The sequence below is a fragment of the Vibrio sp. V30_P3S12P165 genome (assembly GCF_009904905.1).
In the GTDB taxonomy this organism is placed as follows: domain Bacteria; phylum Pseudomonadota; class Gammaproteobacteria; order Enterobacterales; family Vibrionaceae; genus Vibrio; species Vibrio fujianensis.
This window is the reverse complement of record NZ_WXWH01000074.1, coordinates 50195-76731: the sequence shown is the minus strand read 5'-3', so window position 1 is coordinate 76731 and position 26537 is coordinate 50195. Positions and strand designations below refer to the sequence as shown.

Annotated in this window: 21 protein-coding genes; 17 read left to right on the top strand and 4 right to left on the bottom strand. The window is 45.2% G+C overall.

Annotated elements, in window-relative coordinates; all coding sequences use genetic code 11:
- Positions 1-481 precede the first annotated feature (481 nt).
- The 9 genes from CAG57_RS14180 (at position 482) to CAG57_RS14140 (ending at position 15431) form a co-directional block, all read left to right on the top strand.
- A complete protein-coding gene (locus tag CAG57_RS14180) occupies positions 482-1081 on the top strand; it encodes a LemA family protein (protein ID WP_161427447.1) in 600 nt (199 codons plus the stop codon).
- 256 nt (positions 1082-1337) lie between these two features.
- The gene (locus tag CAG57_RS14175) at positions 1338-3203 is read left to right on the top strand and encodes a M48 family metallopeptidase (protein WP_161427446.1); all 1866 of its coding nucleotides are present in this window, start codon (positions 1338-1340) and stop codon (positions 3201-3203) included.
- Positions 3204-3556: 353 nt separating this feature from the next.
- Positions 3557-4561, top strand: a complete 1005-nt coding sequence (locus CAG57_RS14170) for an NAD-dependent epimerase (protein ID WP_099610775.1) — start codon at positions 3557-3559, stop codon at positions 4559-4561.
- A 492-nt stretch (positions 4562-5053) separates the two neighbouring features.
- Positions 5054-9055, top strand: a complete 4002-nt coding sequence (pulA, locus tag CAG57_RS14165; RefSeq protein WP_161431051.1) for a pullulanase-type alpha-1,6-glucosidase — start codon at positions 5054-5056, stop codon at positions 9053-9055.
- 218 nt (positions 9056-9273) lie between these two features.
- Positions 9274-10245 (top strand): LPP20 family lipoprotein, encoded by a 972-nt coding sequence (locus tag CAG57_RS14160; protein WP_099610772.1) that lies wholly within the window; start codon positions 9274-9276, stop codon positions 10243-10245.
- Positions 10246-10267: 22 nt separating this feature from the next.
- Positions 10268-11263, top strand: coding sequence for a hypothetical protein (locus tag CAG57_RS14155; protein WP_161433917.1), 996 nt, complete (start codon positions 10268-10270; stop codon positions 11261-11263).
- Positions 11264-11298: 35 nt separating this feature from the next.
- Positions 11299-11895, top strand: coding sequence for an LPP20 family lipoprotein (locus tag CAG57_RS14150; protein ID WP_099610770.1), 597 nt, complete (start codon positions 11299-11301; stop codon positions 11893-11895).
- An 80-nt stretch (positions 11896-11975) separates the two neighbouring features.
- On the top strand, positions 11976-13316 hold the full coding sequence (locus CAG57_RS14145) for a transglycosylase SLT domain-containing protein (RefSeq protein ID WP_161427964.1): 1341 nt from the start codon (positions 11976-11978) through the stop codon (positions 13314-13316).
- A 192-nt stretch (positions 13317-13508) separates the two neighbouring features.
- A complete protein-coding gene (locus CAG57_RS14140) occupies positions 13509-15431 on the top strand; it encodes a methyl-accepting chemotaxis protein (protein WP_161427963.1) in 1923 nt (640 codons plus the stop codon).
- Between the two features lie 208 nt (positions 15432-15639).
- Here CAG57_RS14140 and CAG57_RS14135 read toward each other — a convergent pair whose 3' ends face one another.
- The 4 genes from CAG57_RS14135 to uhpT form a co-directional block, all read right to left on the bottom strand.
- Positions 15640-16980 (bottom strand): MFS transporter, encoded by a 1341-nt coding sequence (locus tag CAG57_RS14135; protein WP_161427962.1) that lies wholly within the window; start codon positions 16978-16980, stop codon positions 15640-15642.
- An 8-nt stretch (positions 16981-16988) separates the two neighbouring features.
- Entirely contained in the window at positions 16989-18488 is a 1500-nt protein-coding gene (uhpB, locus tag CAG57_RS14130; protein WP_161427961.1) for a signal transduction histidine-protein kinase/phosphatase UhpB, read from the bottom strand.
- A complete protein-coding gene (gene uhpA, locus CAG57_RS14125) occupies positions 18488-19096 on the bottom strand; it encodes a transcriptional regulator UhpA (RefSeq protein WP_099610767.1) in 609 nt (202 codons plus the stop codon). The genes uhpB and uhpA overlap by 1 nt, the downstream gene beginning before the upstream one ends.
- A gap of 188 nt (positions 19097-19284) precedes the next feature.
- Positions 19285-20685, bottom strand: a complete 1401-nt coding sequence (uhpT, locus tag CAG57_RS14120) for a hexose-6-phosphate:phosphate antiporter (RefSeq protein ID WP_099610766.1) — start codon at positions 20683-20685, stop codon at positions 19285-19287.
- A gap of 367 nt (positions 20686-21052) precedes the next feature.
- Here uhpT and CAG57_RS14115 point away from each other — a divergent pair, with 367 nt between their 5' ends.
- The 8 genes from CAG57_RS14115 to CAG57_RS14080 all read left to right on the top strand — a co-directional run bounded on the left by CAG57_RS14115 (position 21053) and on the right by CAG57_RS14080 (position 26457).
- Positions 21053-21487, top strand: a complete 435-nt coding sequence (locus tag CAG57_RS14115; RefSeq protein WP_157928682.1) for a NifB/NifX family molybdenum-iron cluster-binding protein — start codon at positions 21053-21055, stop codon at positions 21485-21487.
- Complete coding sequence (locus CAG57_RS14110; RefSeq protein ID WP_099610764.1) at positions 21480-21797, top strand: DUF5320 family protein; 318 nt, start codon at positions 21480-21482, stop codon at positions 21795-21797. The genes CAG57_RS14115 and CAG57_RS14110 overlap by 8 nt, the downstream gene beginning before the upstream one ends.
- Before the next feature lie 71 nt (positions 21798-21868).
- Positions 21869-22201, top strand: coding sequence for a NifB/NifX family molybdenum-iron cluster-binding protein (locus tag CAG57_RS14105; protein WP_099610763.1), 333 nt, complete (start codon positions 21869-21871; stop codon positions 22199-22201).
- A 66-nt stretch (positions 22202-22267) separates the two neighbouring features.
- Positions 22268-23116 (top strand): ATP-binding protein, encoded by an 849-nt coding sequence (locus tag CAG57_RS14100; RefSeq protein ID WP_099610762.1) that lies wholly within the window; start codon positions 22268-22270, stop codon positions 23114-23116.
- Positions 23113-23988 (top strand): ATP-binding protein, encoded by an 876-nt coding sequence (locus tag CAG57_RS14095; protein WP_161427960.1) that lies wholly within the window; start codon positions 23113-23115, stop codon positions 23986-23988. The genes CAG57_RS14100 and CAG57_RS14095 overlap by 4 nt, the downstream gene beginning before the upstream one ends.
- A 14-nt stretch (positions 23989-24002) precedes the next feature.
- Positions 24003-24341, top strand: a complete 339-nt coding sequence (locus CAG57_RS14090) for a NifB/NifX family molybdenum-iron cluster-binding protein (RefSeq protein WP_161427959.1) — start codon at positions 24003-24005, stop codon at positions 24339-24341.
- A gap of 259 nt (positions 24342-24600) precedes the next feature.
- Positions 24601-25191, top strand: coding sequence for a YjaG family protein (locus CAG57_RS14085; RefSeq protein ID WP_161427958.1), 591 nt, complete (start codon positions 24601-24603; stop codon positions 25189-25191).
- Between the two features lie 24 nt (positions 25192-25215).
- Entirely contained in the window at positions 25216-26457 is a 1242-nt protein-coding gene (locus tag CAG57_RS14080) for a mechanosensitive ion channel family protein (RefSeq protein WP_161427957.1), read from the top strand.
- Positions 26458-26537: the final 80 nt, after the last annotated feature.

Genomic DNA, 26537 nt, shown 5'->3' with positions numbered 1-26537 from the left:
GTTATTATCAAGTGCTTCTAATTCAATACAACCTGAGAATTTTTAAGTCAGCAACCACCCCGCCCTTCGGGCACCCCTCCGAGGGAGGGGAATAAAAGCGAATGCGTTATTTGTTGTGTTGGCTTTCACCGCAGGTTTAAATTTCCGAGCGAGGAGGAGTAAACGCGAGCACGTTTTTTAAAATTCCCCTCCTTCGGAGGGGTGGCAGGCGAAGCCTGACGGGGTGGTCTTAAACCAAGGTTCTAGGGAAGTATATGTGCTAGTAAAAGCAGGGCAAACGCTAAAACTAGTACCTAAAAACTTAATTATATTAAATATGCATGACATAAAATGGCAGTAACATCAAAGTGATGTCATTAAAAAGCAGATAAAGTTATGTTTTTACCTCAAAACATATTAGGTTAGAAACTGGTGTATTTCTGCCAAATAATCGTCGATCGTTGGATATTATTTTAGCGATTTTACTGACTAGGATTTTACTATGGCTACTTTGATCATCGTGATTGGTTTTTTATTGCTTATTATCGTGTATGTAATTTCAATTTATAACCGATTAGTCACGCTACGTAATCGTTTTACCAATAGCTTTGCCCAAATTGAAGTTCAATTAAAGCGACGTTATGACCTGATCCCTAATTTAATCAGTACCGCTAAAGGCTATATGCAACACGAACAAGAAACTTTGCAGCAGGTTATTCAGGCGCGTAATCAAGCGATTTCTGGTTTAAAAGCCGCCAGTGCTGCGCCGGAGAGTGAATCTGCTATTGAGCAGCTAGCTCAAGCTGAGGGCGGGCTGAATAATGCACTGAGCAAGCTGAATGTCGTTGTTGAAGCTTACCCTGATCTCAAAGCGAGCCAAACTATGGTGCAATTGCAAGAAGAGCTTGCGAGCACTGAAAATAAAGTCGCTTTTGCTCGCCAAGCGTTCAATGACTCGGTCACGGTTTATAATACCTATAAGCAAACCTTTCCGCCCGTGTTACTTGCCAATATCTTTGGTTTTCAACATGCTCAGTTGCTTGAGTTTTCTGATAGTGAGGCGATACAAGAAGCACCTAGGGTTGCTGACCTTTTGAGCTGATTTTTGCAGCAGTTTGTGGTGTCTTTATATAAGGCAGAGGCTTTGAAATGTAGTGACTCTACCTGAGAAGCCGATAACGCTGTAGAAAGGAGCCACAAACGCTGCCCGAAGGGGTAGGCTAAAAGTGTCTTACTCTTTGTTGAGCGGTGTTTTGCTTAGAGTTACTAGGCGACAAATCTCTCTCCGCGATTAAAACACTTTTATCTTGAACAAAATTTAATCACGAAAGGTCAGCAGATCCTAAGGTTAGCTTCGAATGAATTTTTTCCAACATCAAGATATCGCTCGTCAACAAACTCGACGCTTGGTGCTGCTATTTGCTTTTGCTATTTTAACCATTACCACGTTACTCAGCCTCAGTAGTTTGTTGGTTTACTTGAGTGTTTCTCATGCACCATTAGACTGGCAAACCGCTGTGCGATTAACTTTATTGTGTTTTGTGGTTGTCAGTGTGGTGATAGGTTTAAGTGCTTGGCTACGGTGGTACGATTTACGAAAACAAGGGGGATCTAGCATTGCTGAAAGCCTTGGTGGCCAGTTAATAGCAAGTGATACCACTTATCCCCAGCACCGTCAGTTGCTCAATGTGGTTGAGGAAATGGCCATTGCATCAGGAACACCCGTCCCACAAGTTTATCTACTAGAGCATGAACCAGGAATAAATGCCTTTGCCGCTGGAGTGAGTATCGATGATGCTGTGATTGGTATCACTCAAGGTGCCCTCGACCATTTTAATCGTGATGAACTACAAGGCGTGATTGCTCATGAGTTTAGCCATATCCTCAATGGTGATATGCACCTAAATACACGCCTAGTTGGTTTATTATTTGGGATCACTTGTATTGCTTATTTTGGTCATTTGGTCGTGGATAATTTATCTCGAGCTCGACGTCGCCAAACGAGGCGAACATCCGACTCAGACAAAGGTGTGGCGGCGTTGTTTGTCCTCGGTCTGATTTGTATTGTCTTAGGGTGGCTCGGTACCTTATTTGGCGCGATGATTAAAGCAGCTATTTCTCGGCAGCGTGAATATTTGGCTGATGCAAGTGCTGTGCAGTTTACTCGTAATGACCAAGGAATTAGTAGTGCACTAAAAAAAATTGCGGCGCATACGCAAGGGTCAACCTTAAAAGCGAAAGCTTGTGATGAGGTGAGCCATATGATGTTTGGTCAAAGCAGAAAGTCGGGATTGGCGGCGCTTTTTGCCACTCATCCACCATTAAAAGAGCGAATTCGCCGTATTGAGCCGTATTGGGATGGCCACAGCGCGCTGCCTGAAGCAGGCTCATCAATGGTTTTTACTCATTCGTCTATTTGTGGGATTGATGCAGGAGCAAGTTCGCCTCCTATGGAAACGGCGGATGAAATAATAATACCAGGTGAGCTTTACATCATCGGTCAGGCTTTGATTAAGCAGTTACCACTCTTATTGATCAATATGGCACGAGAGCCATACAGCGCTCGTTTTGTGGCTTTTGCGCTTATTTTCGATGGTAGTGAGGTTCAACGCACTATCATTAAGCAACATATTCCAGAGGCATCACATGACAAGCTCTTGCCTTGGTTGGATTATGCAATTCCGACTCATTTACGCTTGCCGTTACTTGAATTAAGTGTTCCAGCCTTGAAGACTCTTAGCCAACCGCAACGGTATCAGTTATGTGAAGTGTTACGCGAGCTATCGCTGACCGATCATCATTACTCTCTTGCTGAATGGTGTGTCATTAATCTACTTGAAAAACAATTACTTCCAGAGGTGAATCGGCCTCGTTTTCACAAAACACTGCACCAGCTTCAACCAAGCGTACAGGGATTATTGGGCGAGCTTACTTGGGTCTGTTATACCGAACCAGAACAGGCTCTGGGCGCTTTTGAACAGGCGCTATCTCGTCTTGGGTTGCCGGTGGCCCCCTTACTGCCTGCGCAGAAAAATTGGTTTCGAAGCCGTGATGCCTTGGAATTATTACTTCAAGCCAAGGTTAAGGAAAGGGCGCGATTTGCACAAACTTGCCGATGGATTATTGAGTCTAATGGGCGAGTGACCGTGGCTGAACGTGAGTTATACAGGGTAATTGCTTGTTTTTTAGAAGTGCCCGAGCCGCCGCTTAATTTATCGGAATAGGAGCCAATTCGAGATTATCCCCTTCTGACTTAAAGCTGCAGCGGTGTTGGCTACGTTCGTTCACCTTAATCACATAGCCTGTCTATGCTCATGGGGATGATAAGAGCCATCCGTGGCTCTCACCAAAGGCTAGCCTATGGCTGTTCAGATCTGTTCCAGACAAATTTGTCACTCACTGGCCGCCTAGCTGCAACTCCAAGTCGTTTGGGTGTTGATGAGGTTTTTGCCACCATCAAACCAAGAAAATGGTTCGATAAAGCGATAAACATCTTTTTCATCTCGTGATAAGCTTTTTTAAACAAGAATCTGGGCCGAGTAACGACCTGTTTGACTTAATTAAAGGTACCTATTTTATGAAATATCTTGTCACGGGAGCGGCGGGCTTTATTGGTAGCGCTGTTGCAGAAAAACTGACGGCGCAGGGGCATCAAGTGATTGGGATCGATAATCTTAACGATTATTACGATGTCGCATTAAAACAGGCTCGTTTAGCACGTATTGTTCATCCTCAATTCCAATTTATTGAGCTAGATATTGCTGATCGCCAAAAAATGGCAGCGCTTTTTCATCAGCAACAGTTTGACCGAGTGATTCATTTGGCGGCGCAAGCTGGGGTGCGTTATTCGTTAGAAAATCCGCACGCTTATGCCGATTCTAACCTTGTGGGGCACTTAAATATTTTAGAAGGTTGTCGGCAAGAACAGGTTGGCCATTTGGTTTATGCCTCATCCAGTTCAGTCTATGGGTTAAATGCCAAAGTGCCGTTTTCGACTTCCGATTCGGTAGATCATCCGGTTTCTCTCTATGCCGCGACGAAAAAATCCAATGAGTTGATGGCGCACAGCTATGCGCATTTATACGATATTCCCACCACTGGCTTACGCTTTTTTACGGTTTATGGCTCATGGGGGCGGCCGGATATGGCTCCGTTTATCTTCACCAAGAAGATTTTAGCCGGGGAAACAATCGATATTAATAATCATGGTGATATGTGGCGTGATTTCACCCATATTGAGGATATTGTCCAAGGGGTGGTACGGATTGCTGATGTGGTTCCTACCCGTAATCCGGATTGGACGGTCGAAAAAGGTTCACCCGCAAGCAGCTCTGCTCCTTATGCCATCTATAATATTGGTCACGGTAGTCCGATTAATCTGATGGAATTTGTCAAAGCGATTGAAGACGAACTCGGTATGGAGGCAAACAAAAACTTCCGCGGTATGCAACCTGGTGACGTGTATCAAACCTATGCAGACACGGAAGATTTATTTACGGCTACAGGTTATCGTCCTCGTGTCGGGGTCAAAGAAGGCGTTGCTGAGTTTATTGCTTGGTATCGTGAGTTTTATCATCAATAACAGTACCGTGATGTTTCCCACGCTGAATGGCAGATGGTTGCTTGTTCAGCGTGATGGTATCCGTTGAACGATCAACTGATTGAATCGGCGGTTTGGCAGCCCCTTGATGGTGACTTACTTTTTAATGAAAAATATCGCGTTACTTTTGAGTGATCCGACTCACCATTTTGAGGCTGAGATCTCCTCCTTGCAACTCATCCCCAATGTCTCCTCCTAGCAAACTTTTTCCTTCCAAGGTGTGGGCTTTATCTCACTCTGCAGCCATTTTGTTATCTGATTTGTGAATAACCTCAATGATGTTAGAAAATTTTTCTTGGTAAAAAACTTAACCATTGGTTCTCACGTTTTGTGGATGCTTCGGTGCTCTAGCATTGAGCAGAACATTTCCTTTTCGGCATGTTGCCTTTAATCAGGTGTGCAGCGCTTCAGGTACGGTACTTTGAAACATCAACACATCGATTATCTCACTTCAATAACAATGGATTTGTAAACGTGGACAATAAAAACTTTAATTTATCAACGATTGCTAAAATCGTCCTGCCTTTGATTTCCGTTGCGGCGATCAGTGGTTGTGGCAGTGATAGCAGTAATGACAACACGGACTCAAGTGTTGATTTATACCGCGCAGGAGAGAACGAAGTTGTCATCTATTACAAACGAGATGCTGCTTCTACTGCAAGAGCCAGTGCGAACGCGAATGACTATGATGGCTGGGGACTCCATTTATGGAATGGTGAAGGTTGTACCAGTACCGATCTTGCTGCCATGGGGCTGGCCACGACAGGCACCGATTGGGGATCACCTTATCCATTTACAGGGATCAGTGAAACTTATGGTGCTTATTATGTGTTGAAAGTTAATCCTGATGCTTCTGATCCTCATCAATGTATGAACTTTATTTTGCATAAAGGGGATGAGAAAGCGTTTGGCAGCGCTAATTCTAAAGTTGATCTCACCCAACTCGGTGAGTCAAAGGGCTTGTTTGGTTTTCATGGCAGCAGCGAACTTTATTATGCGCCCATTGCAGAGCGACCAGTGGGGATCGATGGTCAAAAAGCGCATTGGTTAGATGCTGATATTATCGCATGGGAAGCGGTCGCTAATGCTGATTCGGTTAAGCTTTTTTACAGCCTCAGCAACGACATCAAGATGGATGAAGATAAGCAAATCTCCGGCGGTACCGCACTTGAGCTGACTAAAACGGGTGAATTGTCTGCTGAACTGAAGGCGCGTTTTCGCCATCTTGCGAGTTTACAAGCGGCAAGCCTTGATGTCGATGATGAGACATTACGTACCATTTTAAAATCACAAATCGTGATGGTGGCATATAACGCCAATGATGAGGTGATCGCAGCGACGGAAGTACAAAAAGCCGGTGTATTAGATGCTGTGTTTGCCGATTCTAAGACGGGTGACGCAATTAGCCAAAAACTGGGTGCGATTGTGCAAGGCGGTGCCGCGACCTTCAAACTATGGGCACCCACCGCGCAAGATGTTGATCTGATTATCTACGATGAAAATTTAGAAGAAGAAGCGACCGTTGCAATGACAGAGGATCCAGAAACAGGGATCTGGGCTTCTGAGGCGCAAAGCAACGTTGTTAACAAATACTATCGCTATCAAGTGAAGGTGTACCACCCAACAACGGGTGCCATCGAAACGCGTTTGGTCACAGATCCATATTCATTAAGCTTGTCGAAAAACTCACTCTATTCACAAGTGGTTGATCTTGAAAATGATTCTAGCCTAAAACCTCAAGGTTGGGACACCTACGCACGACCAACGGTTAACAAAGACGAAGATCACGTCCTTTACGAGTCTCACCTTCGCGACTTTAGCTTTAGCGACACTCAAGGTACCAAAGCATACAACGGTAAGTACTTAGCACTCACCGAAGCAAACCGCGAATCGGTTTCACATCTGCAAGCATTAAAAGATGCAGGTCTAACAACCCTTCACATTCTGCCCGCTTTCGATATTGCTACGGTAGATGAAGATGCGGCAAATCGTGTTGATATTACCGATACGGTAGGCAAGCTATGTGGTATTAAACCTGATGCTTCCGTTTGCGAAACCGAATCTGAGACAAAAGTCATTGAAGAGGTACTCAACAGCTACGATCCTGCGACAGATAAAGCACAAGCGTTAATGAACGACCTTCGCATGTTAGATAGCTTCAACTGGGGTTACGATCCATACCATTACACCGTGCCAGAAGGCAGTTATGCGACTGATCCTAACGGCGCTACGCGTATCCTTGAGTTCCGTGAAATGGTGCAAGCGACCCATAAAATGGGGCTGAAATTAGTGATGGATGTGGTGTACAACCACACCAATGCCTCTGGCGTGAACGAAAAATCAGTACTGGATAAAATTGTCCCTGGGTATTACCACCGTCTAAACGTCAACACTGGCGGTGTCGAAAACTCAACCTGTTGTGATAACACCGCAACCGAAAACCTTATGATGGGCAAACTGATGGTTGATTCGCTGTTGATTTGGGCGGATGACTACAAAGTCGATGGTTTCCGTTTTGACCTTATGGGCCACCAGCCGAAAGATGTCATGGTCTACGCACTTGAAAAAGTCCGTGAAATTGATCCGAATACTTTGTTCTACGGCGAAGGCTGGGACTTCGGTGAAGTTGCGCAAAACGATCGCTTCGATCAAGCGACACAAGTCAACATGGCGGGGACAGAAATCGGTACTTTCTCGGATCGTCTGCGTGACGCAGTGCGTGGCGGAAGCCCGTTTGATGGCGGTGTTGATTCTGAGGGGCTGCACCCACTTCGCTTTAACCAAGGTTTCGGTAATGCCGCTTATCCAAACGAAGAAACCAAAACCGATGCAAAATCGATCAATGGTCGTTTACACAACCAAGATCTGGTTCGTCTAGGCATGGCCGGTAACTTAGCCGATTATGTTCTTCTGGATTACAAAGGCGATACTAAACTAGGTAAAAACGTCGATTACAATGGTGCGCCAGCGGGCTACACCAAAGCACCATCAGAAAATATCTCGTATGTTTCTAAGCATGATAACCAAACGCTATGGGACAATAACGCCTATAAGATCGCGACCGGTACTTCATCAGCTGAGCGTGCACGCATGCAATCTGTCTCGTTATCAACGGTGATGCTAGGCCAAGGTATTCCGTTCATCCATATGGGATCTGAGTTATTGCGTTCGAAATCCATGCAGCGCGACTCGTACGATTCGGGTGACTGGTTTAACCGAGTCTTCTTTGATGGGCGCGATAACAACTGGAACGTTGGTTTACCGCGTGAAGATAAAGACGGTGCAAACTGGGAGCTAATCAAAACCATCGTCGGTGACAGCACGGCGAAACCAGACTCAACCGACATCGAGCTGACGAAGCAACAATTCCTAGAGTTACTAAAAATTCGTAGTACCAGTGAACTGTTCCGCTTAGACACCGCGCAAGAGGTGATGAATCGGGTTGATTTCCGCAACGTGGGCCAAGACCAAGTGGAAGGCTTGATTGTGATGTCCATCGACGATGGTACATCAGCAGGTGCCGATTTGGATTCGAACTACGATGCGATTGTGGCTGTTGTGAACTCAACATCAACGGAGCAATCTTTCAAAGTTGCTGGCGCAACAGGTTTCGAGCTGCATCAAGTTCAACAAAACTCTGCGGATAACATCGTGCAAGGTGCAAGCTTCTCAGCTGAAACCTTTACCGTTCCTGCGCTCACTACGGCGGTATTTGTTCAGCCACAAAACGGCGCGCAAGGTGTAGGTTTGCCAGTCAATAAAGACAATAAAGATGTCTCTAGCATACCTCCCTATGGTGATGCTGTGGTGTATGTCAAAGGCTCGATGAACGAATGGTCTGATAGCAGTGACTGGGCGATGACCTTTATTGGTAACGGTCTGTACTCTGTCACTGGCGTTCTTGAAGCCGGTGAGCATGAGTTCAAATTTGCGGATTCAGGCTGGGCAAATCCCAACATCGGTTGTGATGCTGCGGATTTAGCTAATGACTCTCTTGAGTTAGGTACAGAAGAAAATTGTAAACTTACGGTTGCTGAAACAGGTAAATACAATTTCATCTTAAACGCAGTGAACGAGCAAGATGAAAGCGTAGCCAAACCGGTGGTCTCTGTCACCAAAGCTGCCGATGCGCCTACATTTGGTGAAACAGCGTTGTACCTACGTGGCACTATCACAAGTTGGGAGACGCCAGCGCCAGATTCTGCTGCCAAGTTTAGTTATGTTGCCAATGATATTTACTCACTCGATATTACGCTAGCGGTAGGAAGCTATGAGATGAAAGTGGCCAGTGCCGACTGGGCTGATGCTACTAACTTTGGTGCTCAAGGTGCGCTGGTACTTGGTACACCTTTGACGATGGAAGTTGGCGGTGCCAGTGGTAATATCAGCATCACAATAGCCGAAGCAGGCAGCTACCATTTCGACTTCAATGCGGCGGATAACAGTGCGCCTATTATTACGGTGACGAAAAACTAAGCTTATCTGTTATTGAAAAGAGTAAATGAAAAGGGCCATGAGTATGGCCCTACGTCATCAATATCCAGATGGGGATAGCTGTTGATTTTTAATCGGGAAAAGTCTGCTCTGTTTCATAAAAAAGTGATATTTTTCCCAAAAAGGGTGTTCATGTCAGAATAAATCAAGCTATAGTACGCAAATGTTACTTTTATGTCAGGATTTGGCCAATTCTCCTTATGTTTACTGTCAAGAAAAACTTCCTTCTGCCTTTGCTGGCGCTGTTTTTAGTTGCTTGCCAATCAACGAACCCACCCAGTTGGTATTCGTTACCAGAAACTAATGATCCGATCTATCTTGTCGCGGTTGGACAAGGGCGCAGTTTAGAACAAGCGAAACAAATGGCCCTGAGCCAGATCAACGCTCAGTTATGGACTCAGATCGATTCCTCTTTCTCTTCTCGCGATGTTTTTCAAAGTCAAAACGCCAACACCGTCAGTAGCTCTCTGGTGGATAATAAAGTCAATAGTAAAACGGCGACGGTAACATTAACCGGGATTGAATATCCGAAAGTAGAAAAAAACGACATTGCGTATTATGTGCAAGCTCAAGTGAGCCGAGCCACCGTGATCGCTCAATTGCAAGCTGATATTCAACACAGTGATCGCCAAGCAAAGGCACAGATCAGTAAACGAGGCCATCAAGATGTGCTTCCTTGGTGGTTAGAAAGCCGTCATTTATTAAGTGAGATGAATCATGTTGCGGTACGCCAAGCAATGCTTCGTTCGCTTGGTGCCTCAGCTCCAGCGGCACCGCAAATTGAGCAATTAGAGAAACAAGTTGCTCAGGCGCAATCATCTATCCTGATTCAAGTGGTGGCTGCTGCAAATAATCACAAAAGTGCTGAGTTATTAGCGGATAAGCTTTCTTCTCAACGTTTAAAAACCAGTTTTAATCGCTCAAGCAAGCGAACTCATTCCCTTATCCTGACCTCAGAGCTTCGGCAAAGTCGGGTCGGCGATGCCTATATTTCCACTCTGTTCACGTCGCTTACACTCCAAGCGCAGAACGGAACTATTCTCGCCAGTAATGAAATTATCTCTAGTGGCAACTCCTTATCCAATTATGCTCTTTCACAAGAAGGCGCTCAGCGTCACTTGATGGAGTTGATTGAACAACAAGGTTTATGGTCTTCACTAGGATTCAAATAAAAAAAACGATGGAGTTATCTTAATGTTTAAACAAACTGCAGTGGCGCTAGGTGTGTCTACATTACTTTCTGGCTGTATTTCGATGGGGCCAGTCCCTATTTGTACACCGGATACGTCTGTTCCTCTTTTGGAGTCAGAGGTTCCTGCGAAAGCGAGCCAAGATGTTAAAGCGATTGTGTTACCCGTGGACGTCAACTTTAGAGATGTGGCGCAAGATCGTGTGCAATCGGTGATTCGTAACTCACTGGAAAGCCAAATCGTTGAAACCGGTACCGAGCTGGTTGATCGTAAATTGGCGAATAAACTGAAAGGTGAAATTAAGCTAGCCGAGCAAAGTGGTCGTTATAATACTAAAGGTGTGCCAATTGCCGATTATGCGGTGTTAACTGAAGTGACCAATCTGGATTTTTCTAAGTCTTTCAGTGAAGCGCGCAGCTATAAAAATAAAAAAGGCGAAACCGTGCATGTGCCAGCCAAATGTAGCTATAAAATGGAAGTCGCAGGGATTGTTAAAGTTGTCTCACTGCCTGACATGGCATTAGTAAAACGCATTGATATTAAAGGTGATGAGTATGCCTCTACCGAGACGCGTAATTCAAGTTGCCCAATCAGTGATGCGGGTTATCAAGGGTTAGCGAGTAAAGCGGCGGCTGAAGCCGTTGAATACAGCGCAGAGTTAAAGTCATTGCTTGCGGCTAAGGCTTCAGTATTAGAATTGCGTCAATGCGAAAGCGGTAGTATGGTGAAAATTGGCGTTGGGTCAGATAAAAATATCCAACCGAAAGATGAAATTTCCTTCTCTAAAATTATGAAAAGTGAAGATGGCGAGCGAGAAACTTTTGGTGTCGGCAAGGGAACCATTGTCAATAACCCTGAGCATGGTATTAAGGCGAAATTCTCATGGGTGACGATTGATGAGGACACTGCGCTGAAGATCCGCAAAGGGGATCAAGCTCAGGTTGTACCTAATCCTTGTAAAAGTTGGTTAGATCTTGAGTGCAAATTTAAGAACTTATAATGGTGTTTTGACCGTTCAATAATATGGAATGAATGATGAAAAAAACAATAGTAATGAGTGTGCTTGCGCTCTCTGTTGCCGCATGTAGCAGTACTCAAACCGTTGAACAAGCGCAGCAGTTTGCTCAATGTACTTTTCCTGATACCCCGTCTGTTGAAGCGCCGGCGTGGATCTGTGATGTCATGCCTAAAGATCTTGCCGCAGGTGCCACAGGCTATGCGAAGAAAAGCGCTGCAGGTATGAGTGTGATGCGTAAAGTCGCGATCAATGACGCACGAGTACAGCTTGCTTCTCAGTTCCAAACTGATGTCAACAATATGTTTAAGCAAGCGGTACAAAGCTCAGTAGAAACCAGCAATGAGGCTGCAGTAGAAAATGTGGTAGAAACGTTTGAGAACGTTACCAAAAACGTAGTCACACGCAGTTTATCAAACAGTAAGTTGATTGTGAGCCAAGTAAGCCCGGCGGGCGGCCTTTATGTATTGGTAGGAATGGATAAAGAAGCCTATCAAGAAAACGTCAACCAAGTGGTGGATGAAGCGAGTAAAGAGTCAAAATTATGGGCCCAATTTAATAGTGAAAAAGCGGCCCAAGATTTAACAGAAGCACTCAATTCATTGAAAGCGTTATAATTTAACTTGGATTAAACGAGTTAATGATGGTTTTTATAAGGCAGGGTGTTTATCCCTGCCTTTTTTATCAGGAATAAATGATGAAAGGCACAAAAAAGCCCCTCTTGGTATTGTTATTGAGTACGTTATCTTCAGTGAGTGTGGCCAATTCAGAGGCGGCGTTTGCTGAACTCACTCAAGCAACCGAGCAGGTAAAACAGAGTAAACAAGCGCAATATCAAGAATTTGAGAAGTATGTTGATGCACGGCTAGATGAGTATGAAGCGTGGCGAGACGCGTATACCACTCAACTTGATCAACAGCGTCTGGCGTTAATTGATCGTTGGGGAAGCGCAGAACTCTCCGATTCGTCCACCGAAGTGACTTACAGTGAGAGCAACGCGGTCAAAAGGGTCGTCGATTATGAAAATAATACCGCAGTGGTATCGGTATTAGTCGACCCTTCAATGGATCAAGCTCAGGTGAGTCAGCTCATCGAAGCGCAAGCACAACTTTCCGATGGTGAAACTTTAGATTTGACTCAAGCGGAAGTCTCTACCGCAAACCTTGACTACTCGATGACCCAAGAGCAAAAAGAGAAAAAATTTATCATTGAGCAAACCTACGCGCAAATGAATGAATATGATATTCAGGCCGACCGACTCATTGCGGCGAATATTGGGGTGGCTGATGATTTTATTTACCAGCGGGCCTATCGAAAAAAAATGGCGTTACTTGATGAAGCGAAAGCGCGAATAATGGTCATTAGCCAGCAGTATCAAGCTCACCGCCAACCGCTTACAAATTCTTCCACAGAGCAGGCGACCGATCAGGAAGTTACGGCTCCACAAGCGCCGAAAAAAATCATCAGTTATAAGGTCAACTTACCGAACAATAGTTTAGCAACGAGGGCAAAAACCTATCAACCGTTAGCGCTGGAAGAAAGCGGGAAATGGGCGTTAGATCCAGCACTGGTGATGGCCATCATGCACAGTGAATCTGCGTTTCGTCCTCAAGCAAAATCGCATGTGCCTGCATTTGGTTTAATGCAAATCGTCCCAACGACCGCAGGGCATGATGTGAATCGACGGATACGTCAGATTGATGCGCCGATGACAGAAGCTGATTTATATCAGCCTGAGATTAATGTTGAAACGGGGGCGGCGTATTTACATATTCTCAATAGTAGTTATCTCAAAGCGATTACCGATGATCAAAGCCGTTTATATTGTACGATTGCCGCTTACAATACCGGTGCCGGTAATGTGGCGCGTACTTTTAACCCCGATCGCTCGACCAATATTCGTCAAGCTGCTGTGATTATCAATCAACTTACACCAGAACAAGTGTATCAACGGTTGATCCAGCATTTACCTTACGACGAGACAAAACAGTATCTGCAAAAAGTTTCGACTCGGATGGCGTTATATCAGCCAGAATAGCGAGAAAGACAAAGCCGTGAGCCCAGCCTGACGCAATTGAGGATCGCGTTCCCAAATGATTTGTGACCTGTATTAAATATCCTAATATTTATGTTAAGAAGATTGAGATAGATCAATTGGATGATGTTTAGCAGGTTCACAAATCGTGCACTTCACCGATAGTAAATAAAAGTGCAAAACAAGGGATTCGGTATGTTTGACCAGTTTAAAATTCAGACTCGCGTGATGTTCGCGATAAGCTTGCTGGTGGTGTTAGTTTCGGCGTTAACCATCGCACTATCATTGTCGAAGTCGCGAGAGGCGGTGAAGGTGGCTGAGATGCGCGAATTGAGGGGCTTTTATGATATCGCTCTGGCGCGGATCGATAGCAGTGGCAATTTAGCTACTGGGTTGGCCAAAGTGGTTGCTCTAACGCCAGAAATCCAACAGGATTTTGCCTATCGAGATCGCCAAGCGCTAGCAAGCCGTGTGATACCGATGTTTAAAACCGTGGCACAAGAATATGGTGTGAGACAATTTCAGTTTCATACTCCGCCGGCAATCTCCTTTCTTCGTGCTCATAAGCCAGAGAAATTTGGCGACGATCTCGCCTCGTTTCGTAAAACTGTTGTGACCACCAATCAGTCTCAGCGCACGATCATGGGATTGGAAAAAGGGGTCGCAGGAATTGGCATTCGCGGCATTGTTCCTGTTTATTACCAGAAGCAGCATGTCGGCTCCGTGGAGTTCGGCATGTCGTTTGATCAGACCTTTTTTGACCAGTTTAAACAGTCCTTTGGTGTGGATGTTAATCTATATACCGTTGAAAATGGTCAGGTAAGCACTTTTGCTTCTACTACAGATGGCGTCATGTTAAGCGCACCCGAGCAAATCATGGCGGTATTTAAAGGGCAAGCTGAATTCGAACAGGGTCGCAGTGAGTTAAAAGGGAAACCGTTAGCGACCTATCTGCACACCATTCCTGATTATTCTGGTCATCCGATCGCGGTGATAGAAATTGCGATGGATCGTAGCCACAGTGTGGCAGCGGAACAAGGGCTGTTGTACCAAGCCATGTGGGGAGCGTTAGCGGCGCTGGTATTAGGTTTGCTTGCTGCGTATTTGATTGCGCTGGGCATTACCAGCCCAATTAATCGAGCGGCGAAAGCGATGGCTGATATTGCACATGGTGATGGTGATCTCACATTGAGGTTGGATGACCGTGCTAAAGACGAAGTGGGAGAATTAGCGCGCCAATTTAACCACTTTGTGAACAAAGTGCATGATACCGTCGTGCAAGCAAACCGAGTTTCTCTATCGCTGAATTCTGCCGCAGAGCAGCTTTCTCAGGTGACTGAGCAAACTGGGAGTATCATTCAACGGCAGCATTCGGAAACCGAGCAAGTGGCCACGGCAATGAATGAAATGGTCGCAACGGTGCAGGAAGTCGCGAAGAATGCTGCTGAAGCAGCAGAGGCAACCGAAGCAGCCAATAAAGCAACATTCGACGGACAATCGATCGTGGCTTTGGTGGTTGGGGGAATAAATCAGCTGTCGAATGATATTGAACAGACCGGACAAGTACTTCAACAGTTAGAGCAGCAGAGTCGTGATATTGATGCCGTGCTTGAGGTGATTCGTAGTATTGCCGAGCAGACAAACTTATTAGCGTTAAATGCCGCGATTGAAGCGGCCCGTGCCGGTGAGCAAGGGCGAGGTTTTGCTGTGGTTGCTGATGAAGTCAGAGCTTTAGCAAGCCGAACTCAGCAGTCGACCGAAGAAATCCAAACCATGATCGAGCGGCTGCAGCAAGGTTCAAAACAGGCCGTCAATGTGATGCAGCATAGTATTGATAGCTCGGGACATTCTGTTCAGCAGGCCGAACAAGCCGGTACCGCGTTGCATGAAATTACCACCACCGTTGAAACGATTAACGCGATGAATATTCAGATCGCCAGTGCCGCCAGTGAGCAGGTTTCTGTTTCTGATGAAATTAACCGCAACATCGCTAATATTAATGATGCGGTTGCCCAGACGGTCAATGCCTGTGAGCAATCAGAACATGCCAGCCAGGAGTTGAAAGCGTTGGCACAACAGTTGAGCCAGCATATGAGCCATTTTAAAGTGCATCAGTAGCACCGCTTATAATCCCCTTCTTACTTGAATCTGCCGGGGCTACGTTCGTTGACTGTAATCACATAGCCTGTCTATGCTTATGGCGATGAACTCACTTGCCGCCGATCTGCAACTCCAAGTTGTTTGGGCATAGTGAGAGGTCATTAGGGGCTGTTGACCTTTCGCGATTATATTTTGTCCGTGATGACATTTTGTTCGAAATTGCTGCTCAATGGTGTGTGATGTGGCGCTGACTTTTTATCGGCAATTGAGCTAAAAGAAAAGGCAGCAGCAGTAAGCCGATGACTCCAGCGCAGAGAGCAATGGTGATAAAGAAACCATTCCACTGGTAGTGTTCCAAAATGATGGCCAACGGATAGCCGGCCAGTGCTGCGCCCATGTAGGCAAAAAGCCCAACAAAGCCGGTTGCCGCCCCTGCAGAGTCTTTATGGGAGCATTCTGCCGCCGCCATACCAATTAACATTTGTGGCCCAAACACAAAAAAACCGATACAAAATAAGGCCGCCGACTGAAATATAAAGTGCGTCATAGGCATGAGCCATAACGCGGCAACCGATAAGAAAATACCAATCGCGAACAGGAGGTTCATCGGGCCGCGGTTACCAGCAAATAATTTATCCGATCCCCAACCTGCTACCAGTGAACCAATAAATCCACCCACTTCGAATAAAGACAGCGCGGCATTGGCGTTGATTAGGCTGTAGTGATGCTGCTCGGTTAAGTACAAATTTCCCCAGTCGTTAATGGCGGTGCGTACGATATAAACCAAAATATAACTGGCAGCGAGTAACCAAATATAGCGATTAGTGAAGACATACTGGGCGAGTATTTGTTGGTAACTTAATCCTTGCCCTTCATTTTCTTGAGCCTGTTCTAGTGGATCGTTCCTCCAGTTACCCACTTTAGGTAAACCTTGAGTAATGGGTTTATCTCGCAATCGCCAGCAGAGAATCAACCCAATCAGTACCCCAATCACGCCCGGCCAAATAAAACCATGTCGCCAACCAAAGTGCAGTGTTAGGTAGCCAACCATGATCGGAATCAATGCCCCACCAATATTGTGCGCCGTGTTCCAAATGGCCCAGTACCAACCTCGTTCAGAGCGAGAATACCAAGTCGTTAATAATTTGGAGCAAGCCGGCCAACCCCATCCTTGAAACCAAGCATTAAGAACCCAGAGTAAAATAAAGGCGCTGATCGAACTGGAAAAGCCAAAAGCAATGTTGATAAAGCCAGTAGCAATCAAGCCGATACCCATAAAATAGCGCGGGTTTGAGCGATCAGAAATTGTCCCAGAAATAAATTTAGAGCAACCGTACGTGATGTAAAATAACGTTCCTAATAAGCCAAAGTCGCCTTTATCTAATCCTAAATCCGTCAGCAAGCTAGGGGCCGCATAGTTGAGTGTTCGCCGTGTAAAGTAGAACCCCGCGTAGCCTAGATACATACCAAGCATGATGTGTAAACGCCAGTAGCGATAGGTCGCATTGATCGTTGCGGGATCGGTCAAGGGTGAAGGGGTATGGGAACGATATAAAAAACTCAACATGGCTACTGCTACACTATGGGTAATTGAGCATACAATTGTGTGCCGCTCGGTGATGAACTTTGTGACTGGAGAGAAAACCGCCCACCTAATGCTTGTACTCGCTCTTTCATGCCTTTGAGCCCCATCCCTTGCAGGCTATCGATTTGGCTAAAACCAATACCATCGTCTTCGATGCATAAGGTGATTTTTTCTGCCACTACTAATGAAATGTCAATATTGTTCGCTTGAGCATACTTACGTGCGTTATTTAATGCCTCTTGACACAATCGAAATAGGGTGACTTGCAGTGTATCGCTGAGGGTTTCCACTTTACCTTGCACGGTTAAGTTGACTTGAATGCCATTACGGGCAAATTCCATCTCTCGGATCAGTTGCTGAATGGCTTCTAAGAGGCGTAAATCATCTAACGATCGTGGCCGTAATTTACTCAGCAGCCGTTTGGTCGTGTCGTAAACATTCAGTGACAGTTGTTCAATGGTATGAGCGCAAGCCTCTTTTATTTGGGTTTGCTCTGCACGTTTAATGATACTGGCTTGAGTACGAATGGCGGTAATGCTCTGGCCTATCTCATCATGTAACTCGCGCGCGACTTCTTTTCGAACGGACTCTTCTGCTTTGACCAGTTGCTGAGATAATGATTGATTACGCCTCAATTCTTGGCGTAATTGGCTGTTGAGATCTTGCTGTCTTTGTACGGCAACCCCGAGAAATAGCCCGGTTAAACTTTGTGCTGAGATAGAGAGTAATAAGTCGGTGATTTCTAGGTTCGTGACATCGCTTCGGGCGGCAATTAAGGCAATACTATTAAGGAGAGTCGCGAGTAACGCGCCCTGCCAGCCATAGCGTAATGCTAATAAAATGATCGGAATCGCGAGGCAGAAAGGGGCAAAGCGGCGTAACTCTTCCGGTAAGCTGGTTTGTAAGATAATGCTAATAAAAAATAGCAGGCTACACAGCGAGATCGCTTTGATGTTAAAGCGTGGTGTTCGCCGAATCAGTTGTACTGACAGCGGGATCCAATGGGTCTGGAACAGGTAGTTCCATAATAAATAGCAGGTCGGAACCACCATCAGCCCCCCCGTTAAGCTGACCAACCAAGTGAGATAAATGGAGGGGACGTGCAGGCTGACAGAAGCGGCATTGAGGGTCGCACTTAGGGTAATCAGTGTGCCCATCACCATCAGCCTGCGCCATTGCTCGCCAGTATAATAATGATAGGCCACGGCAGTGATAGGAAGGCTTAATACACTGGCAATTAAAATGGTTAACCATTGTGGCTGAGCCAGTAATAACGCCAAACTGATGGTCAGTGTCCATTCTGTAAGGTAAATGATTAACCAGTAGCGAGGCGCGCAGTGCAGAGTAATTCCTAATCGCAAAGCAAAAGGAAAAAATAATATAGCCAGTTCCGAGTCGTTGACAAAATAGACCCCAATGACCCATAAGCAGAACCACGCACAAGCAGTGACCATCATGCTGCAGAGCGCTGTAAATGGGTGCAGGCGCATTAGTTAAGCTCGTTCGTGATCAGTTTGGCTAACGCGACATTATTCGTGACTCCCAGTTTATCCATACCATTTGCGCGGTGCACATGCACCGTTTTTGGGCTTAGGCCAAGTTGTTGGGCGATGGCTTTTACGTCAATGCCTTCTGCTAATAATTGACACACTTCGCGTTCTCGAGGGGTGAGAGAGGCTAAAGGTGAGTGGGTTTGTTTTGGCATAACCAAACGACTCGCGATTTCTGGGGTCAGGTAACAGCCACCTTGAGCACAGGTTTTGACCGCCTGAATCAATTCATCAGGACTGCATCGTTTACTCAAATAACCTTTCGCGCCTAACTCGAACGCTTTTTCTACCATGGCTGGAGAGTCATGTACGCTTAACATGATGGCCGCAATACCTGAAGGTAATGCTTCTAATAGCGTAAAACCACTCTCATTGGTCATGGAAATATCTAAGATCACCACATCCGCATGACAGCCTGGTAGGCCTCGTGTGGCGTCATCAATGGTGCCAAATTCTCCCGCGACTTGGATCTCGGGATCAAGGTTTAGTAGCTGAGCGAAACCGGAGCGGACAATCATATGATCATCAACTAAGACGACGTTATACATGAGCAGAATCGATTAGAAGAACCAATTGGGTAAATTAACGCCAAAATAGGATGCTGGCAATGAGTAATTGGATAAATACAATATTGATGAGGGCAATAGTGGCAGGCTAGGTCATGATAGGCCTGCCACTTGGCAGCTATCCCCATCCTACTGGTCGACTAGGTCGCTCTTCGGTGGGGAGAGAATCATTAAGCTTGATTGCTTGCAAGCTGCAGCAGGCGTTTTTTCTCTTTACGAATTTTTCGCTCTTCAGCTATCGCAACAAAAGCGAGTAAGGTAATACAAAGAAATGCAGAGGTATCCAGCGCAGCAAAGGTACCCTTCCAACCGGTAAGACCAAAAATTGGTGTTCCATCAGCAATCATGCCGAGGCCCAGTTTCGCAAAACTATCCCCGATTAAGTAGGCGAAGGTGCCTTTGACCCCATCTGCGACCGAGATGGCTTTTTTCGGTACGAAGCCAACCGCAGCAACACCAATGAGAAGTTGCGGGCCAAACACCAAGAAGCCAAGAGCAAAAAGGGAGGCCAGATACATAAATTCGCTGCTGGCGTGTTGGTAGAACTCCAGCGTCATAATGATTAAGGCAAGTGATACACAGGCGACTAATGCGCGGCGACCATTGGCGAGATCAGATAAATACCCCCACATCAAGGTGCCAATGAGTGCACCGACTTCAAACATGGTGAAGCCAGAAATTGCTACTTCTTTTGAAAGACCAAGCTCTTGGAAAGCATAAACCGTAGACCATTGGTCAATCCCGATTCGTACGACATATAAGAAAATATTGGCAAAGCAAAGTAACCAAATGACTTTGTTTTTCAAAACATACTCAACAAAAATTTGCCATTGAGTCATGTTGTTCGCTTCGGCAGCAGTATCTTCTTCACTGATCGCTTCGCCAAACAGCTCTTCAACTTTACCTAAGCCGTAAGCTTCTGGTGAGTCACTACCATAACGTAAGCCGATAAAACCGATGATTAATGCCAAAATAGACGGGAAGATAAACATACCGATTACATGGCCATCAAACAGGTAGTTAGCGCCAAATAAAGCCACCCCAGCCGCACCAGCGCCACCGACGTTGTGTGACATATTCCATAGCCCTAAGTAAGAGCCACGTTTATTGCGTGGTGTCCATTTGGTAATGGTCGAATAACTTGATGGCCCACCGGTACTTTGGAATAAACCACTTAATGAATAAAAAGCGATCATTAAGAACAGGCTCACACTACCGCCACCCATACTAAAGCTAAAGCCAAGCATGGCTAAACCGGAAAGGATCAGCATAAAGGGAAGAAATTGTTTGGTGTTTTTACCATCAGCGTAGTAAGAAACTAACGTTTTACCTACCCCATAGGTAATCGAAAAACCAAGGCCGATTAAGCCCAGTTCGGTCATCGATAGACCATAGGTTGAGATCATATCATTTTGCGCAATATTGAAGTTTTTGCGCACCAAATACATGGCCATATAGCCAATAAAGACCACTAAATAAGATTGAAGAAAGGGCTTAAACCACATTTTCCGTCTTACTTCGACGGGGATGTCTAGCGTCGGTTTTCTGACTTGTTCTAGGAATTGCAACATAATACGTTCTCTTTGCCGTATAAATAAAAGGGACATTAAAGCGTTGTCGCAAAGTGTATGTCTTGTCTGATCTCTGAACATCAGAGAGCGGCTTAGGTGAACTAGGAAAAAGTCCTAGAAATGGTGATGTGTTGTGCAAAGCGTGAATAAGGTCACGTTTGGTGATGGGGTGAGAAGGCGTTGCAATGGTTGCATTTGTGAATCGAACTGCAATCACTATGCTTGCAATATTGCAACAGTAGTGTGGAACTCTGATTTTTATCTTTCTAGTTTTGTATTAAAAAACAAAGGGATAAGTTTAATTTGTATTTGTTATTAAAGTGGAATGCTTGTTGCTCTATAGGGATTATCAGCAATGGAGTCCAGAATGAAAGTCGCATTAACTATTTGGAATAATCGAATCTCTCCGGTTTTTGATGTTGCACAACATGTCTTGTTGCTGGAAGCGCAACAAAGTGTAATCCAGCAGCAACAAGTGGTCGATTTACCTGTGGACTCGGCAATCAATAAACTGACTTTTTTGGTTTCTCAGAAAGTCGACTTGCTGATATGTGGCGCGATTTCCCGTTCCTTGCAGTTAGCCATTGAAGAACAAGGCATCAATGTTTATCCGTTCTGTTCCGGGGAAGTTTCCGAGCTTATTGAATGTTGGCAGAAAGATCAGCTTGAACGGGTGTCTTTTGCTATGCCTGGTTGCGGTAAGAGACGGCGAATAAGGCAGAGGACACAAGGAAATGGTTGCCGGAACTCAGATAATCACTGTCGAAGACAAATTAAACATTTAGGAGGCAACGATGCCTAGATATGACAAAACAGGACCACAAGGTAATGGGCCACGTACTGGCCGAAGTATGGGGTTGAGTCGTGGGGAAGAGCAAACTCGCATGCGTGATGGTGAATCATGTAAACGCATCAGACGACGTCAGCGAATGAGAAATGCCTGTCAAGACGGGCCAAATTGTAACAGAAGAGATAACGCCGGGGTTGGAAATGGTCGTAGAGCTGGACAAAACGTGCAAGGTTCTCAAGGAATGAGGCGGAGAACTCCTGTTCAAGGGCAGGGAAGAAATGCTGTGGGACAAGGCCGAATTGGATTTGTTGACTTTGAATAGCACAGAGCACTTTCTACGGCCTAGTACGAATACAGGCATTAACACGGGACAGTATATAAAAGGGCACATAGATGATAATCGCTTTTACTACCGCATCATCCACGTTGAATGGTGAATTAGATCCTAAGTTTGGTCGAGCGCCAGGATTTTTGATTTACGATACCGATCAGCAAAGTATCCAATATCTGAATAATGACCTCAATTCAGCTTCAGCTCAGGGAGCCGGTATTCAGGCCGCTCAGGATGTTATCGCGGCTGGTGTCCAATATTTGGTCACGGGTTCTTGTGGGCCCAAAGCCACTCTAGTGCTTAAAAGTGCTGGCGTTAAAATTTTTAACAGTGATTCAGTGACGCTGAAGGCGTGTCTTGAATTACTTAATAGCGGCAAGCTCATAGAAGCCTGATCTATAAACTCAAGCTTCGGGAGATAAAAGCTCGGAGCTTGAATTTTTATCAAATTGAGGGAAGTTATGAAGTTAGCCATTGCTTCTGGTAAAGGTGGAACCGGCAAAACAACCGTATCCATCGCATTGGCTCTGTCAGCAGAGAGTACCGTGACTTATTTAGATTGCGATGTTGAAGAGCCTAATGGGAAGTTGTTTTTTCAGCCACAAATAGAGCTAAGCGAAAAGGTTTGCGTACCGGTTCCTGTCATTGATCGTCAACGCTGCACAGGATGTGGCGATTGTGTTGATATCTGCCAGTTTAATGCCATTGTTACTCAAGGGAAATATGCCATGGTGTTTCCTGAACTTTGTCATAGTTGTGGTGGATGTGTCTATGTTTGCCCTGAAAGAGCCATTACGGAAGAAATGCATCCGGTTGGTTTGCTTAACCAAGGCCAAGCAGGAAATATACGTTATATAGAAGGCTTATTGAATGTCGGTGCATCCATGGCGACGCCGGTGATTGATGCGGTAAAAGAACAGGTATCAGACGGAGTGACGATTATTGACTCACCTCCGGGGACGTCCTGTGCAATGGTGAGTACGGTGCAGGATGCAGATTTTGTTCTATTGGTTACAGAACCCACTCCATTTGGTTTGCATGATTTGAAGATCGCCGTCAAAACGCTTGAAGTGTTAAAGCGCCCCTTTGCTGTCATCATTAATCGTTTTGAGAATATAGATAACTGTGTTGATTGGTTTTGTGCGGATCAGGGCATCGCTGTTTTGCTTCGTATTCCCGAAAACAGAAAGATAGCTGAAGCTTACTCTCGGGGAGAGTCATTGTTTTCAGCATTACCTCAATTAAAAGACGAGTTTAGTCAATTATTGTCTGCAATAAAACTTGTTTTAGAATCGGGAGAGGTTGCATGAAGGAAATTGTGATTTTAAGTGGTAAAGGAGGGACAGGTAAAACCAGTCTCACAGCGTCATTTGCCTCGTTAGCCAATAAAGCGGTATTCGCTGATTGTGATGTTGATGCTGCCGATTTACACCTGATCCTTCAACCTGATATCCAGACTATTCATACCTTTACTAGCGGACATGAAGCGGTTATTCGCACTCAAGACTGTTCGCAGTGTGACGTATGTACCGATTACTGCCGTTTCGGTGCCATCCAGCGTAACGAAGAAAGTGGTGAATATCGTATCGATCCGATTGCTTGTGAAGGCTGCGGTGTCTGTGTCCATTTTTGTCCTGATCATTGTATTGACTTCCCTATAAGGAAATGTGGTGAATGGTATCATTCAAACACCCGTTTTGGCCCTATGGTTCACGCGCATTTGGGTATCGCAGCCGAAAATTCCGGAAAACTGGTGAGTCTGGTGAGGCAGGAAGCAAAGAAAAAAGCCAGACAAATACAGGCTGATGTTTTGTTGGTTGATGGGCCTCCCGGAATAGGGTGTCCAGCTATTGCTTCCATTACTGGTGCCGATTTTTTGGTATTAGTTACCGAACCAACATTATCAGGAAAGCATGATATTGAACGTGTTTTGCAGCTGGCGAAACATTTTTCCCTACCAGCTTCTATCGTGGTAAATAAATGGGACATAAACCCTGATATGACGGCCGAGATTGAAGGTCTTGCTGCTGCTTATCGCGCTCATATTCTTGGACGAATCCGATATGACAAAGCGATCACTCAGGCTCAAATCGAAGAGAAAAGTGTGATCGAGCTAGGTGAGAGCGATGTATCAAAAGAGATTCAAATTATTTGGAATCAAGTACAGGCAATTGCTTGTTAGATAAAGGAAATAAAATGAAAATAGCTATCCCTGTCGCAGACGGAAAACTTGATCTACATTTCGGTCATTGCAAAAACTTCGCACTATTAGATGTGAATTTAGATACTAAAAAAATTGTCTCACGAAATGATGTTGATGCTCCTCCCCATGAACCTGGATTATTGCCAGCATGGTTAGGTGACAAAAATGTCGAATTGGTTATTTCGGGTGGAATGGGCCAAAAAGCGAAACAGCTGTTTGAAGCGCGTTCAATTCAAGTTGTTGTTGGTGCACCATCAGAGACACCAGAATTATTAGTTCAGGCTTATCTTGGTGGGCGTTTAACCTCAGGCGTTAATGCTTGCGATCATTAAGGATCAGCTAGTCTTTTGAGAATTAAGCGTGATTAAAGGGGACAGCCAAACCATTAATGTACCCATCGCATTGGTTAACCAGCCTGTTGCTGAATATTTAACCGCCAGCCCAAGATAGGGAAATGATCCTGCTTCCCTATCTTGTTATATCAATCTGATCTTGGGTTATTATCGGGCACATTATCGATAAGCATCCTTTTCCCTCTGCTGGTTATCCAGTACACTTTCGTTGTCTTTTTCCACAACCATTAGAGTGGCTATGTTACAGAACCCATTACAACTTCGTCTTGAGAAGTTTGAACCTTGGCAACAGATTACCTTTATGGCATGCCTATGTGAACGTATGTATCCTAATTACGCCTTGTTCTGTGAACAAACGGAGTTTGCTCAAGCGCGTGGCTATCGAGATATCCTTGATAGCGTCTGGGAGCTGATGACGGTGAAAAATGCTAAAATCAATTTCGAACGTCAATTAGAAAAGCTGGAAGTCTTAATTCCGACCGCCGCGGAGTTTGAGCTTTATTTAGTTTATCCCGCCATTGATGCCTGTGAAGCATTGTCTACCTTATTGCATGGCTTATTAGATCGGGATGATCTTTACCAATCGATGCAAAAAATCAGTCAGATCTCGGTGCGTACGGTTGCCCAGTTGGAAGAAGCGCAAACCGGTGACGTCATTACCAACGATAATCAGAAAAATAATCAAGCGGTGTGCGAGGAATGGGATGTGCAATGGGCAATTTTTCGACCGTTACGTGAAGCGACTGAGAGAGATATTGAGTTGATCAAAGATTTACGCCAAGAGTTGCGTGATGAATGTGTCAGCAATATTGGTCTCACTTTAGGCTAAGAAAAGTAAGAAAAGGAGTAAAGCATGCTGGAATCCATGACTCAATGGTTGAGTCAATATGGTATTAAGATGTCGCAAGTGATTCAGCTGACTGAAGCTTTGGGGCTGATTGTGCTGATTGCCATTGTTATCCATATCCTATTACATCGAGGTGTGGTGGCTTGGTTAAAGCGGCATGCTGAACAATCTCAGGCTTCTTGGCGTCATGTGCTTTTTGCTGGCAACTTATTTAGCCGTATTGCATTAATGATTCAGGGGATAGTCATAGGGATTCAGGCCAAATGGTGGTTGGCTCCGGATAGTGCAATACGAGAAAGTATTCTGATGTTTGTCGCGCTGTGGGTGGTGATTTATGCGCTACTAGCTTTGTACTCATTGTTGAACGCATTGGAGGTGTTACTTTCTCGAACCTCGATTGGGCGAAATATGCCCCTGAAAGGCATTTCTCAAAGTCTGAAAATCATTTTGTTTATTATTGCCGCGTTATTGATCACTTCGGTTCTGATTGGCAAATCACCCTTGATTCTACTCAGCGGTGTTGGTGCGATGACCGCTGTGATTATGTTGGTATTTAAAGATCCTATTTTAGGATTAGTTGCCGGAGTTCAACTCTCGGCCAATAAGATGCTCAGTGTCGGTGACTGGCTAGAAATGCCAAAATATGGTGCGGATGGTGCTGTGATTGATATCAGCTTAACCACGGTCAAGGTACAAAATTGGGATAAAACCATTACCACGATTCCGACTTACGCACTGATTTCTGATTCGTTTAAAAACTGGAAAGGAATGCAGGAGTCAGGGGGGCGACGGATCAAACGTAGCGTGCTGATTGACGCCTCGAGTATCCACTTTTTATCTGAGCGTGAGATTGAACGATTAACCCATGCTCAGTTACTGGAACCTTATATAAAACAAAAGGTTGAAGAAATTACCGCCTATAATCGTGAGCATCAGGTGGATGATAGTACTCCGATAAATGGTCGTCGGTTGACCAACTTAGGCAGTTTTCGGGCTTATTTAGAACGCTACCTTCGTGCTCATCCTGAAATTCATCAGCATATGACCTTGATGGTGCGTCAGCTGGCACCGACTCATGAAGGGGTTGCCTTAGAGTTATATTGCTTTACGGCCACCACGGTTTGGGTGGAATACGAACGGATTCAGTCAGATATTTTTGACCATCTTTATGCTGTGTTGCCAGAGTTTGATTTACGCGTCTCTCAGGCTCCTACCGGGAGTGATTTTCGCCATTGGCAGGTGCATTGAAGCTGTTTTGGTCTTTTTCGCCATCCTCCGCTTAGGCGGGGATGGCGTTTTATTGGGGGACGGATAGATTTCCCCTAGGT